The 12,994-nt window shown below is 32.6% G+C and carries 10 protein-coding genes and 1 pseudogene; 10 read left to right on the forward strand and 1 reads right to left on the reverse strand.

The window, feature by feature from the left end; translation table 11 throughout:
- The first annotated feature begins 171 nt into the window (after positions 1-171).
- The 7 genes from DIS06_RS19545 (at position 172) to DIS06_RS19575 (ending at position 8,908) form a co-directional block, all read left to right on the forward strand.
- Positions 172-996 carry a recombinase family protein gene (locus DIS06_RS19545; RefSeq protein WP_275425451.1) on the forward strand — a complete coding sequence of 275 codons (825 nt, stop codon included), beginning with the start codon at positions 172-174 and terminating at the stop codon, positions 994-996.
- 233 nt (positions 997-1,229) lie between these two features.
- Positions 1,230-2,165 (forward strand): helix-turn-helix transcriptional regulator, encoded by a 936-nt coding sequence (locus DIS06_RS19550; RefSeq protein ID WP_239422162.1) that lies wholly within the window; start codon positions 1,230-1,232, stop codon positions 2,163-2,165.
- 22 nt (positions 2,166-2,187) lie between these two features.
- Entirely contained in the window at positions 2,188-4,197 is a 2,010-nt protein-coding gene (locus DIS06_RS19555; protein ID WP_110114919.1) for a dynamin family protein, read from the forward strand.
- Positions 4,190-4,816 carry a hypothetical protein gene (locus DIS06_RS19560; RefSeq protein ID WP_110114920.1) on the forward strand — a complete coding sequence of 209 codons (627 nt, stop codon included), beginning with the start codon at positions 4,190-4,192 and terminating at the stop codon, positions 4,814-4,816. The genes DIS06_RS19555 and DIS06_RS19560 overlap by 8 nt, the downstream gene beginning before the upstream one ends.
- Before the next feature lie 15 nt (positions 4,817-4,831).
- Entirely contained in the window at positions 4,832-8,020 is a 3,189-nt protein-coding gene (locus DIS06_RS19565) for an ATP-binding protein (protein ID WP_110114921.1), read from the forward strand.
- Positions 8,011-8,595, forward strand: a complete 585-nt coding sequence (locus DIS06_RS20450) for a hypothetical protein (RefSeq protein ID WP_204166838.1) — start codon at positions 8,011-8,013, stop codon at positions 8,593-8,595. The genes DIS06_RS19565 and DIS06_RS20450 overlap by 10 nt, the downstream gene beginning before the upstream one ends.
- 4 nt (positions 8,596-8,599) lie before the next feature.
- The gene (locus DIS06_RS19575; RefSeq protein WP_110114922.1) at positions 8,600-8,908 is read left to right on the forward strand and encodes a hypothetical protein; all 309 of its coding nucleotides are present in this window, start codon (positions 8,600-8,602) and stop codon (positions 8,906-8,908) included.
- 90 nt (positions 8,909-8,998) lie between these two features.
- Here the strand turns inward: DIS06_RS19575 and DIS06_RS19580 are convergent, their stop codons facing one another.
- The gene (locus DIS06_RS19580; protein ID WP_110114923.1) at positions 8,999-9,325 is read right to left on the reverse strand and encodes a hypothetical protein; all 327 of its coding nucleotides are present in this window, start codon (positions 9,323-9,325) and stop codon (positions 8,999-9,001) included.
- A gap of 259 nt (positions 9,326-9,584) precedes the next feature.
- On the opposite strand from DIS06_RS19580, the gene istA (DIS06_RS19585) reads away from it, so the two are divergent.
- The 3 genes and pseudogenes from istA (DIS06_RS19585) to istA (DIS06_RS19595) form a co-directional block, all read left to right on the forward strand.
- Complete coding sequence (gene istA, locus DIS06_RS19585; RefSeq protein ID WP_110114924.1) at positions 9,585-11,153, forward strand: IS21 family transposase; 1,569 nt, start codon at positions 9,585-9,587, stop codon at positions 11,151-11,153.
- The gene (gene istB, locus DIS06_RS19590) at positions 11,150-11,914 is read left to right on the forward strand and encodes an IS21-like element helper ATPase IstB (protein WP_110114925.1); all 765 of its coding nucleotides are present in this window, start codon (positions 11,150-11,152) and stop codon (positions 11,912-11,914) included. Before istA (DIS06_RS19585) ends, istB begins: the two co-directional genes overlap by 4 nt.
- A 155-nt stretch (positions 11,915-12,069) precedes the next feature.
- Positions 12,070-12,936: pseudogene (istA, locus tag DIS06_RS19595) on the forward strand (IS21 family transposase); the annotation flags it as partial.
- Between the last annotated feature and the right edge of the window lie 58 nt (positions 12,937-12,994).

A 12,994-nucleotide genomic window follows, 5' to 3' on the forward strand; every position in this document is an offset into this window, starting at 1 on the left:
CAAGGATAAAACGGTTTAAGCATAGGAAGTTGGAAATGTTAATCATTTATATATAGATCCATTTCGGAAAACTCCACCTGGGGAATAAGGCGACGGTTTGAACAGGGAAAAGTAGCAGTTAATCATACAAAATTTCTGGGTTATGACAAAGATGAGGATGGCAACCTTATCATAAATGAAAAACAAGCTAAAATAGTAAGACGGATTTATAAAGATTATCTGGATGGAAAAGGTCCGAATAGGATAGCAAGAGAGCTCGAGGAAGAAAACGTTCCAAACTGGAACGGCAAAGCAAAATGGTATGAAGGCAGCATAAGAAAGATGCTTAGTAATGAAAAATACAAAGGTGATGCTCTCCTTCAAAAGACTTACACGGTCGATTATCTGACGAAAAAGAGGCTACAAAATACCGGCCAAATTCCAAGGTACTATGTTGAAGAAAGCCATCCAGCGATCATCCCAAAAGAAATGTGGGAAGCGGTTCAGCTAGAAATGGAAAGAAGGCGAGCCTTTGCAGAGAAACACGGAATTGTAAAAGTAGATTATGCTACGGTTGATAATCCTTTTGCAGGAAGAGTTATATGTGGCCATTGTGGCAGCCCATATGGAAGAAAGGTTTGGAACTCCACTGATGAAAGGCTAAGAAGAATTGTATGGAGATGCAATAAAAAGTACAGTGTCAAAGGAGAGAAAAGCTGCCAAAACAAACATGTTGATGACAAGGTTTTATATCAAGCCTTTATCAACACATTCAATGCCATCATAAAAAACAAAATAATTTTTACAGAAAAATGGCACCAGAACATGGATAGCGAAGATTATTTACTAAAATATAGAGCTAAACAGTTAATTGAGCTTGTTGAAGATCCAAAGCCAATAACAGAGTTTGATTTGGGGTTATATTTTAAGATAATTGAAAAACAGACGGTTTTTGAAGGTGAGCGAATAATTGTGAGTTTGCTCGATGGGTTAGAGATTGAATGTCAAATTGAATAGGAAAATAACATGTCGGTTGGGGGTGTATTCACCTTGACCGGCTTTTTTTGTTTTCTTGCTGCTTGAATGTCGAATTATGTATATAAAAAATGTAGGAATAGGAAGAAAGAAGTCGAACTAAAGATATATAATTATATTAGTAGAAAAAATTTCAAAAAATTTTCTAGATGCCCATATTTTGTCCATCTTATTAGTTAAAATATAAGAAGAATGGTAATTAGGTGGCGATTAATTTGAATATTGGTATCAACTATAATGCAAACAAAGGTTTTAGATTATTAAATATTTATGAAAGGCTTAATAAAGGTGAAATACTAGAAAAGGCAGAGTTGGCAAGTAATTTTGGAGTAACCTTAAAAACAATTCAAAGAGATATAGATGACCTTCGAGCCTATTTAGCGGAAACACACTTTTCAGGAACTGAAGTGGTAATAAAGTATGATAAAAATAAAAATGGCTATTTTCTTGTACGTTATGAACGAGAGTGGTTTACAAATGAAGAAGTAATGGCATTGTGTAAGATTTTGTTAGAGAGTCGTGCTTTTTGTAAAGAAGAAATACATGGCCTTATTAGTAAGTTATTAATTCAAGTAGTACCTAACGATCGCAAAAAGATAGAAACTGTGATAAGAAACGAGCAATATCACTATGTACCGTTAAAGCATGGCAAAAGGTTACTGTCTATTATATGGGAGTTATCACAATTAATAACTAGTAGTGAGATTACAAGGTTTACTTACACTAGGCAAGATGGAGCTATTAAGGAAAAAGTAGTTAAGCCAATAGCAATAATGTTCTCAGAATACTACTTTTATTTAATAGCTTATTCCGAAAAAGTAAGTGAAGACTTCCCGACTATATATCGAGTTGATCGGATTGCAAATTTAAATGGAACAAAACAAAAATTTAAAATTCCATACAAGAATAAATTTAATGAAGGGGAGTTCAGAAAGAGAGTACAGTTCATGTACCCTGGAGAGCTAAGAAAAATAACATTTGAATTTAATGGACCTTCATTAGAGGCTGTATTAGATAGATTGCCAACCGCAGAAGTGGCTGGTGAAAATAATGGTTCTTATACGATTAAAGCAGAGGTTTATGGAAATGGAATTGAGATGTGGTTGAGAAGTCAAGGAGATATGGTGAAAGTTCTAAATTTAGAAAACTAAAAATTCCGAGGAGATATAGTATATGATTACAAATTATAAACAGACAAAAGAAGAAGTTTTAAAGCTTTATTCTGAATTCACTAAGTTATGTAATGAAATAGAATTTGATAATAATGGTTCAGACGTTTTGATGATAACATTAAAAAAACAAGCCGAACATATTAGACAAGATAAATTCATGCTAATGATTGCTGGTGAAGCTAAAAGTGGAAAATCTACTTTTATTAATGCCTATTTAGGTGAGAATATTCTTCCCATGGATATTAAACAATGCACTAGTTCAATTGTTGAAATTTCCTATGGCGAAACATTTACATTAATTGCTACATATGCGGATGGAAGACAAAAATATTTAAAAGACGAAAATTTAATTAAAAAGTTCTTAAAAGATAATGCCGCATTAAATGATGAATATAGGGATATACCGATCCCTACTATTAATAATGAAGTATTAATAAAATATAAAGGTAAAATAGGTGAACAAGTAATTAAAGATCTCATTAAAGGAGTTCAAACTGAGAATATTCATAACCTACCTTTAAATGAATATGAAAAAAAAATACGGGAGTATATTAGAGCTCACAAGGACACCTGGAAAAATATTGTTGTAAAGATGGAAATTGCTTACCCAATTAAAGATGAAAGTCTAAGGGGAATAGAAATAATTGATAGTCCAGGTGTAAATGCTGATGGTCGTGTAGGGGATGTTACGGAGTCTTATATAAAGAATGCAGATGCGGTAATGTTTTTAAAACCTATTACAGGGCAAGCGCTTGAGTCCACTTCCTTTAAAAGATTTATGAAAAGTAAAAGTATGGACCGTAACAAAAATGCTTTATTTCTAATCTTAACTAGAGCAGCTAATGAAACTATTGAAAATAGAGATCGAATTTTACATGAAGCACTTAAGCAATTCAAAGGGGTTGAGGAAGAACATATTATTCTAGTAGATAGCAAGGTGGAGATGTTTATTAAACTAATAAATGATAAATCTATTGAGGAGATTGAAAAAATTCTAATGGATTTAGGTAGTAAGAATCAGTTAGAGGATTTCATTTTAGCACCTTGGTTTACTAGTCAAAAAAATAAAGAAGTATTTATTCAAGCCTTACGAGAAAAATCTAATTTTATGAATGTTGAAGCTATCTTAAATCGATTTGGTAGAAGATCTCATTATATTGCCTTAAGCCAGTTTTTAGAAAGAATGCTTAAGGTTTTTATAAAAATACAAGATAACTTTAAAGCTAATATCAAATTATATGAAACAAAAGCAAAAGACCCTATAGAATTAGGGCGCCAAATTGCACGTATTAAAACACAGTTATCTGAAATCCAATTAAAGATGAACGAGAGTGTTGAAGACATAGTGAAAAAATATACTGTTACTAATGGTGTAGTAACAAGTAAAGTTACTGAAAGAGTGGATTGTTTAAAAAAAGATATAACAGATATTCAAAATGAAGATTTGGAAGAATTAGAAAAAGTAGCGTTAAGAAAAGTAGATGAATTAGGAGAATTTAAGATAGAAATAGAAAAAAACTTAGTCGCTGAGTGTAATGAGGCTCTAATTACACTTAGCGATTCAAGCGAAATTCCTTACACGTCATTAGAGCCAGATTTTACAATTGATACTTTTAAAACAATTGTTGAAAAGACAAAAAGTTCTGCTAACGAAAATGAGTATTATACAACAGGAAAAACATTTAAGAAAACTGAAACTAGATCTGCCTATTCAAGTTCTAAGCACTTTAAACTTGTTAAGGATAGCATAATAGATAGATTAGATAAAATAAAAAATGATGTAATCAGAGATTTAAATACTTTTGTCATTGATACTAGTAATATTTATATTGATGAACTTGCTAGGAATGCACAAGAAAAAAAGGATGAATTGACCAAAATTGCAAAAGAAAAGAAAAACGCAGAAGAAATTCAGGAAACTATCCTGGAATTAAGGTCATTTGTCAAGAGAATAGAACCTAATAAAGAAATGATTACTGAAATTAAAGGGGGGATAGATAGTTATGTATAACCAAGTATTAGAAAAAAAAATTGAATATATGTTTCAAGATATTGAAGATAAATCCCTTAGAATTTTAAATAAAGGAGTACCGATTAACGAAGTTTTAAACCAAATCACAGAAATAATATCATCAGAAACAACTACTAAAAGTCAAAATATGTTAATGGACTTATATTCTGTATTATCAAAGCAAACATTAGAATCGTTGGAATTTAATGATCCGGAAAGAAAAAATGCATTCTATCGGTTAAATATTCGAAAGAAAATATTTGAAAAATACCAATTTGATGTAATGGATCTCAAGACATTTAATGTCGGAATCAATGTTAAGGAAATTAACAAAGTATATACATCTGTAATTGCAGCAACTGCAGCGATATCATTAGGAGGTGTATTAAAGTATGCATTATACAACACAATTAATGTGCCTTTTATAGTTATTTTTGCAGGTGCATTACTAGCTTATTGTGGAATGTATTTTAAAGGAACTCCTGAAATTAATAGACAAAAATTTATTAAAGAATTTAATTTGTTTTTGATGGAAATGAAAAATGAATTCCTTGATTGGTTTTCTGAAGTGGAGAGATATTACAAGCTTTGTGTTGAAGATTTAGTAAAATCATTTTAGAAAGGAGGATATCTTATGTCTGTAGTAAGTCAAGAAATAATGTTAAATCAATTTAATGAAGACACTAATAGGCTTTGTTACGAGACTGAAAGGTTACTAAATATTGCATATCCTTCATACTCCGTAAATCCTTCTAATAATGTATTGGACTATATTGAGGAAGAATCCAGTGTATTATTGGATGGTATGACATTTTATCGATTGGTGAGCTGCACTATTGATAGCGATAAAGAAGTAGAAACGTTTATCAAGGATAAAATCAGTAAATTTCTTACCGCTATCCACTCCTTGAATGTAACTATTGCATATGGTGTTATTAGCTATAATGGATCAACTAACCTAGTTTTAGGTGTTAACAACAAAAAAGATGCCCAGGTAACAAAGTCAATAATTGAAGGGCTATTATCTGGAATAGAACTAAACGAAATGCGACCAGACCTATTAAAAAGAGAAAAAAGAGAAAAAAATTACGGCATGATAGCTGGAGTACCTACGACGGTATTAAATGATAAACCGCAAATTTTTGATATTGCTCCTGTTATGAAAAGTTTAAATGGACAGAACTATTCTCTTTTATTTTTAGCGAAGCCTTATTCGCCAGAAATGATTAGGGATAAAATTAGCACTCTTATAGAGATTAAAGATGCTTGTTTTTCCATTAGCAAAAGGAATATATCAAGACAAAGTAGTCAAACAGATACCACAACAGATACTGAAAGTGAAGGGGAGAACAAGAGTAAAAATAAAAATGTAAGTGGTGCAGGTGCGGGACTAGTATTAGGAGGAGCGATTGGAGCGGGTATAGGTAGTATTGTACCAGGAGCAGGAACGGTAGTAGGTGCTAAGCTTGGAGCAACAATAGGAACAGTTATAGGTGCTTCTGTATCATTTGGAACTAGTGAGGGTACTTCTAAAGGCTGGAGTCAAGCTGTTTCTAATGCGATTACAAATGGTGAAAGTATTTCTGGGGATGTTCAAAATGGATTTGCAATAGAATTAATGAACTATGCTGATAATGCATTAAACCGACTAAAAGAAGGACAAAACACAGGTGTTTGGCAAACGGCTATATCATATTCTTCTGACTCGGAAATAGCAAAGAATATAATTCAAGCTTGCTTGTGTGGAGAGATTTCAAAGCCTAATCCTAACTTACTCCCTTTAAGAGCGTTCTCTGCTTCAATGCCTGAATTAAACGGACAAGAAATCTTACTTCCTAAAAATATCTTAAATGAAGACAACTATGAAAGCCCATTGTGTACTACTTTAAACTCAGCTGAACTAGGTATGTTTTGTTCTTTTCCTTCGGATAGTGTCCCAAATTTTGAAGTAAAAAAAGGGAAACACTATCCTATGGTATCAAATTATTTTGAAACAAGTGAAAATGTAGTAATTGGAAAAATTGCGGATGGGTTAAGAGTTATTAAAAATATGCCTTTTGGTTTAAGTGAAGCTGATTTAAATAAGCATACCTTTGTTTGTGGTATTACTGGGAGTGGTAAGACAACAACTGTAAAAGGCATTTTAAGAGGCTGTAAAAAGCCTTTTATGGTAATTGAATCAGCTAAAAAAGAATACCGAAATATTAAATTGAACGATGACAGAAAACCAATCGTTTATACAATGGGGAAACCAGAAATTAATTGTTTAAGCATGAATCCGTTCTTTGTTATGGGGGGTATTGGGTTACATACTCATATTGACTTCCTAAAAGATTTATTTAACGCTTCTTTTTCTTTTTACGGACCTATGCCATATATTTTGGAACATTGTTTACACAATATTTATTTGCAGAAAGGTTGGAACTTGACTTTAGGTTTCCATCCATACTTAGTTAATCAAAGAAGCAGTGTCGATTTCTTTGATTTAAATTTTATGAAATCTAAAATATCCTTAAAAGCTCATAAATTTATTTACCCTACGATGCAAGATTTAAAGAACGAAGTTGAACGCTATATTGAAGAAGATATGCAATATGATGGAGAAGTTGCTGGAAACGTAAAAACTGCTATCCTATCTCGTTTAGATAGTCTATGCAATGGTGCTAAGGGATTTATGTTTAATACAAACGAAATTATAGATATGGAACACTTGTTAACTAAGGATGTTATATTTGAATTAGAAGGATTAGCAGATGACTCTGATAAGGCATTCTGTGTGGGATTGTTAGTTATCTTTATTAATGAGTACAGACAAGTTTATAAAGAAATACTAGGAAATAAAAAAACGGAGTTACAGCACTTATTGGTGATTGAGGAAGCTCATAGATTGCTAAAAAATGTTGATACCGAACGTAGTAGCGAAAATATGGCTAATCCAAAAGGGAAAGCTGTAGAGCACTTTTCAAATATTATTGCTGAAATGAGGTCTTATGGTCAAGGTGTTATTATAGCTGAACAAATACCAAGTAAATTAGCTCCTGATGTTATAAAAAATTCTTCCAATAAAATTATTCAAAGAGTTGTGTCAGTTGATGATCAGACTTTAGTTGCAAATACGATTGGAATACGTAACGAAGATGCAATTTATATTGGTAATCTTAGTACAGGATATGCACTGTGTCATAAGGAAGGTATGAATATGCCTGTTCAAGTTAAGATAAATACAATTCAAGATGATTATGTGAATGATGCTCTAATTTATAATAAAGATTTACAGAAGAAGATGTATCTAGTGAATTTAAATTATATAAAAAGTACTATTAATAATGAAATAAATGAAGTTGCAATTAGATTATTAAATTGTTTGCTGATTGAAGAAAGTCCAATTTTGGTAGATACAATAACTCAAAGTAAGGACATCATTCGTAAAAGTATTAAAATAAAGGATATACAAATTATAATGAATGGGAATATAAATGATATAATTTCTAATCTGATTACAGACTCTTTAACTGAGTATTTAATGAATGGTTTATATAGCGTTAAAGAGATTATCTCTAATACAGATTATGAGCATATCCAAAAGACTATAAAAATACCTTCAGAAAAGATTATCGATGAGTTAAAAAACAGATTAAGTAACTTGTATAAACAGAATACTAAAGAAGTCGGTACTTTTATTATTGCTGAACAGATAAAGTATCAAATGAAAAATGGAATTGATATAAGAAAGAGTATTAATAATTATCTTCCTAATTGTTCTGAAACTACTATTATTGAAATTGAAAATCTTGTTGCAAAGAAGGTTAAGACATGGGGATAGAAGTAATTGTTGAAAAAATGAAAAAAGCTAGTGAAGTAAATGATAAAACCTTGGAGATTAACAGAAACTTTGATTTAAAAGAACTAAAAGAAAACAAACAACTTGAAGCGCCTGCCATAGAACCTGATGTCAGTCTAATAAAAGGAAAATCATTGGAGTCAATAGTAGAGTATAATAAACAAAATGAAATAAGTGAAGTCAAAGAAAAAAATAAACCGATTGAAAATAAAATTGAAGGTTCAAGACGTGAAGACGAGGTAAATAAAGAACTCGAAAAACAGTATCCAAGTGAGGATGGGTACACTATTGAATCAGAAGTATATCTTAGAGATGAAAATGGACAAATAGTAAAAGATCCAGTTACCGGCGAAGCACGGAGGATTGATTTTGTAGTTATAAAGGACGGTAAAGTAATTGATTCAATTGAAGTTACTTCAAAGACTGCAGATAAAACTGAACAATCGGCAAAAGAAGCTCGTATTAGGGAAAATGGAGGAAATTATATAAAAGATTCGAATGGAGATTTGGTAGAAATACCTGAAGATGTTACAACAAAAATTGAAAGGAGAGATTAGCGATATGATTAAAGTATTTGATAAGGCTCAGTGGCAAATTGATAATGGAATTTCGAGTGAAACGGTATTGAAACATTTTATTAATATGTTTGAATGGCTAATGGAAAAGAATTATTTAAGTTCGGATGGAAAAGAGGTACTGGAACTCGGATTAGATAGCAGTATTTCGTTAAATGAAAAGATGCTAACAACAGAAGGAATAGAATTTCTTGACAAGTATTACGATAAGTTTATAGAACAAACACAGTATGAAGTCAATTTAGAATTGTATATGTTAGAAAAATATCATCAAGAATACTTAAATGAGAAGTAGCACACTCATCATTAGAACAAATTTTAAATAAAATAAGGGGGTACATCATTACGCAAAATCGAAATTACGCGTTTTTGTATCACCATTCTATCAAAACACACGTTGAGTGCTGTGTGTCGCTTGAAAAAAAATAGAAGATATGTAAGCGTTCGAGAATCGGTAATAGATTCTCGAACTGCCGTCTTCTTTGATTTCAATACGTTCGATGAGTTTATTTAATAAATCAGGTGTAATGGCTGGACTTGCAATAAACTTCCTCAACTCATTGTTTAATACATCCACATTCAAAGCTGTAGAACTTTTACCGATAGAGGTTTCAAGCGTTTGTTTTTCTTTTGTTAGTTCTGCAAGGCGTTTGTTGTTATCTTCAATAAGGATTTGGTATTCCTCATCAGTTATCTCTTTTCTAACCTTCATTCGTAAAGCCTCGACTTTTTCAGTTTTTAGTGCCTCTAACTCCTTGATGATTTTTGAAAGCTTAGCTTTATGTTTATTGCAAAATAAAAGTGCAGAGCTTTGCAAGGTTTTAGTGCAGAGTTGTGACTGCTAGAATAAAGTGTACAGGTTTCGCTTGATTTGATGAAACAATTATTTACCCAAATATACCAGCAAATAAATATAGCCTATCACTGTAAAATGAAATAGTTTGATATTTTACATGTGGAGGTAAGCAAAGGTGGATAAGTGGGAAATGTACATGGAGATACAACAATTGTTAAAACAAGGATTTAGTCAAACAAAGGTGGCTGAGAAGCTTGGGATATCTAGATCAACGGTTCATAGATACCTGAAGAAATCACCTTCGGAGATGGCTGAATGGGTTGAAACAATGAAGTCTAAAAAGAGAAAATTAGACCCATACAAGGAGCTAATCTTATCCTGGTTAAGGATGCATCCCGATATGTCGGCAGCACAAGTACAAGATTGGCTACAAGAGAAGTTCTCAGAATTAGAAATTGTCGAAAGTACTGTCAGGACGTATGTAAGTTCACTACGGGAAGAATACCAAATTAAAAAAGAAACATCACCTAGGATATATGAGGCTATACCCGATCCCCCAATGGGTGAACAAGTTCAAGTAGATTTTGGACAAACAAAACAAAAAACGGCTGATAATAAGGAAGTTAAGCTTAATTTTATTGCCTTTGTAATGTCTCATTCGAGATATAAATATAAAGAATGGCTAGATAGACCTTTTACAACACAAGATGTCATAAGAGCGCATGAAAATGCATTTAAATGGTACGGTGGAATGCCTAACGAAATAGTTTATGACCAGGACAGTCTGATAGTTGTAAGTGAAAATAGCGGAGATTTAATACTAACAAAGGAATTTCAACAGTACCGAGAAACTAGAGGATTAACCCTTCGGGTTTGTAGGAAAGCTGACCCTGAAAGTAAAGGAAAGATTGAGAATGTAGTTGGTTTTATAAAGAAAAACTTTGCGAAACACAGAGTCTTTCATAATATTGACTCTTGGAATGAGCAAGGCTGGGAATGGCTTAATAGAACGGGTAATTACAAGATTCACAACACAACAAAAAAGAGACCAGTTGAAGTGTTTCTCCTCGAAAAGCAACACTTAAAACCAGTCTCCAAAGAAATAAATATTGAAAATAACTATGAATCTAGTATAACAAGGTGTGTTCATAAGGACAACACTATTCGTTATCATTCTAATCGGTATTCTCTTCCACTTGGCACATCTAACAAGTATGAGAAAGTATGTATCAAGGAAACAGAGAATAAACAATTAATTATTTATATCCCAGTAACAGGAGAAATAATAGCAGAGCACTCTATTCCCGAAGGGAAAGGTATATTGATAAAAGATAGAAAACATAGTAGAGATCGTACTAAAGGAATAGATGCATTTATTGATACAGTGGCTAATGGATTTGAAGATAAAGAGCTAGCCTATCAGTATCTAGCTATTGTTAGAGAAAAGTATCCACGATACGTTAAAGATCAGTTGCATATTATTTTACGTGAAACAAAAGACAACACTAGTGAAGTTATCTCAACTGCACTAACAGAATGTATAAAACGGAAATTATTTAGTGCAACAGATTTTAGCGATATCGTTGCATATGTCAAACGTCAACGACGAGTACATGAAACCGCAGTAGTAAAGGAAAAAGAAATCAAGCAGTTAAATAAGCTCTCTGAATGGGTAATGGAAACGGAAGCCTTTAAAAGGAAAGTGGATACTTACACGGAGCTACTGGAGGGTGAATATCAATGAGTCAGATTCAGCAATTGCAGGACATTATGAAGACGCTAAGGCTCGTAGAAACCGCTAAGCACCTACCAACCTTAATAAGGGAAGCTGAACAAAAAGACCTTTCTTTTACGCAATTCTTATTAGATGTGACCACCTATGAGCAATCTCGAAGAGAGGAAAAACAATTAAACAATCGGTTAAAGTGGGCAACCTTCCCCTTCACCAAAACACTTGAGGAGTTCAATTTAAAAGAACAAAAATCTTTGAGTAGCAAACAGCTAAATAGATTGAAAGATTTAACTTGGATAGAACAATTATATAACTTAATATTACTAGGTCCTCCAGGTGTGGGTAAAACTCACCTGGCTGTAGGCCTAGGGATAGAAGCAATTAATCAAGGCTATAAAGCCATTTTCACATCAATGGGTGATCTAATTCATAACCTGAAAACGGAAGAAATAACACGGAAATCTAAGGTTAGAATGAAAAGAATAAGAGAAGCTGACTTGGTAATTATAGACGATTTAATGTTTATGGCAATGGACCAACAAGAAGCTAATATGTTCTTTCATCTGATAAATGACTTATATAATCAATCATCAATAATTTTAACTTCGAACAAAGCACCTAAAGAATGGGGTGAACTATTAGGGGATCAAGCAATAACAACCGCAATTCTGGATCGAATTCTACATCGTGTAGAAATAATCCATTTAAATGAAGATAGTTATCGAATGAAACATCGTTCTACCATATTTGGGCAACAAAGTGTTTCAAAATAACGAGCAAAAACTGTTTCATTTTACTTGACGGTCACAAGAGTCATGCACTTGTTGTAACCAACGGTGATAAAATCCCTAATAACAACGGTTTCAAATTCCCCTAAAATAACGGACAATAGTTTCAAAACTACATACTTTTATGGAGTGGAGAAGCTATGGTCAAGAATGGGGAATTTTTTATGATTAAAGAGTTACACCAGAAGGGTTGGACGATTAAAGCAATTTCAGAAGAGACAGGCTTTGATCCTAAGACAATAAGAAAGTATATAAAGCAAGACCATCTACCAGTTAAGAAAAAGACTTCAAACAAAGGGAGTAAATTAGACGCCTATAAGTCTTACATTTTACAAAGAATCAAAGAAGGAACAACAAATTGTTCAGTACTATTTGATGAGGTCGAATCAATGGGTTATAAGGGGAAGATGACAATACTTAGAGAATTTGTAAGACCATATCGTACTAGTTCAAAGAAGCAAGCTACCGTAAGATTTGAGACCCCTCCGGGAAAACAAGCTCAAATGGATTGGGCTCATGTTGGTAAGTTGGAGGTTGATGGTGTTTTTAGAGAAATCTATGCGTTTGTAATGGTATTAGGCTATTCAAGAATGAAATACATAGAATTCACAATAAGTATGGACTTAGAAACATTGATGAAGTGTCACATGAATGCTTTTGCTTATTTTAATGGTGTTCCTGAGCAAATCCTCTATGACAATATGAAAACCGCAGTTACAAAACATACACCCGTTGAAATTCGATTTAATAAGAAGTTCGAAGACTTTCTCGCGTACTATGGTATTGTGCCGAAGGCATGTAAACCTAAGAGGCCGCAATTAAAAGGGAAAGTAGAAAATGTAGTGGGTTATCTAAAAAAGAACTTTTTTCAGAGAAAACATGAACCTACTCTACGAGCTTTAAACGAGGATATTAGAGTGTGGTTAGATAAAGTCGCTAATAAGAAGCCTAATCAGACTACACAAGAGTCACCTCAAAAGCGATTTGAAGTGGAGCAAAAACACCTAGCTATATATAAATGATTAACATTTCCAACTTCCTATGCTTAAACCGTTTTATCCTTGT

It is taken from the genome of Bacillus sp. CGMCC 1.16541 (assembly GCF_003184905.1).
In the GTDB taxonomy this organism is placed as follows: domain Bacteria; phylum Bacillota; class Bacilli; order Bacillales; family Bacillaceae_H; genus Priestia.

Bases quoted from the DNA above. Each gene is read 5' to 3' on its own strand.
- DIS06_RS19560 (WP_110114920.1), top strand. From the start codon at position 4,190: ATGTATAACCAAGTATTAGAAAAAAAAATTGAATATATGTTTCAAGAT.
- DIS06_RS19565 (WP_110114921.1), top strand. From the start codon at position 4,832: ATGTCTGTAGTAAGTCAAGAAATAATGTTAAATCAATTTAATGAAGAC.
- DIS06_RS19580 (WP_110114923.1), bottom strand. From the start codon at position 9,325: ATGAAGGTTAGAAAAGAGATAACTGATGAGGAATACCAAATCCTTATT.
- istB (WP_110114925.1), top strand. From the start codon at position 11,150: ATGAGTCAGATTCAGCAATTGCAGGACATTATGAAGACGCTAAGGCTC.
- DIS06_RS19575 (WP_110114922.1), top strand. From the start codon at position 8,600: ATGATTAAAGTATTTGATAAGGCTCAGTGGCAAATTGATAATGGAATT.
- DIS06_RS19555 (WP_110114919.1), top strand. From the start codon at position 2,188: ATGATTACAAATTATAAACAGACAAAAGAAGAAGTTTTAAAGCTTTAT.
- DIS06_RS20450 (WP_204166838.1), top strand. From the start codon at position 8,011: ATGGGGATAGAAGTAATTGTTGAAAAAATGAAAAAAGCTAGTGAAGTA.